This window comes from Enterobacter sp. IF2SW-B1, assembly GCF_001743375.1.
Lineage (GTDB): Bacteria > Pseudomonadota > Gammaproteobacteria > Enterobacterales > Enterobacteriaceae > Enterobacter > Enterobacter bugandensis.
On sequence record NZ_MJAA01000078.1, the window covers coordinates 1 to 732 of the forward strand.

Consider the following 732-nt stretch of genomic DNA (forward strand, 5'->3'; position numbering starts at 1 on the left):
TAATGAATTTTTTTATGATAATGATGGGTTCTTAAGAGCGAATGATGTTAATGATCAACTTGATCTTATGAAATTACTTTATCAAAATGTGACTAGAACAAAACATAAACTTGTTTTAGTAGTTAATAGGAATAAAGAGTTATATATTGACCTTTTAACTATACTAAAACCCAGAATTCAGAAGTCAATAAAATTAAAAGAAATTGAAAATATAGGTTACAATACAATACCAAATTCAAAAGGTGTGTTTTATATATTTAAGCATAATAACAATATTTTGAAAAACGAAAATACTGGTGAAGATATTAATGTTAAAGGAAATATATTATATGTAGAGAGTTGTAAAGACTTGAGAAAGGCAATTAAAAGTTTAATAACCAATATTATAACCAAAAAATTAAAAAAATTTGAAGATATTGAAATCGCTGATTTACTTAATCTAAAAGTATCGTGGATTGATAGCAAAAATAAGGAACAAATATTTTCTTATATTGTTGAGCAACATATAGAAAAGTACGGAGAAATTCCTTTTTTAAATATACCTTTAAAATTAAAAGGTTATTCAGATAATATTATTAGAAATTATAGCTATATTGTTGAATATGATTAAGTCTATTAAATATCATTTATAGTAAATTTATTAATAATTAATTTATACTATATAAATGAAGATAAAGTTATCGTAAAACATCTATTGCTAATTCCTCAGGCGTTTTTTACTAAACTAAGAGT

The 732-nt window shown here is 22.3% G+C and carries 1 protein-coding gene; it reads left to right on the forward strand.

The window, feature by feature from the left end; translation table 11 throughout:
* Positions 1–610: hypothetical protein (locus tag A6013_RS23810; RefSeq protein ID WP_217629468.1), on the forward strand; the 610-nt coding region annotated here is incomplete at its 5' end.
* Positions 611–732: the final 122 nt, after the last annotated feature.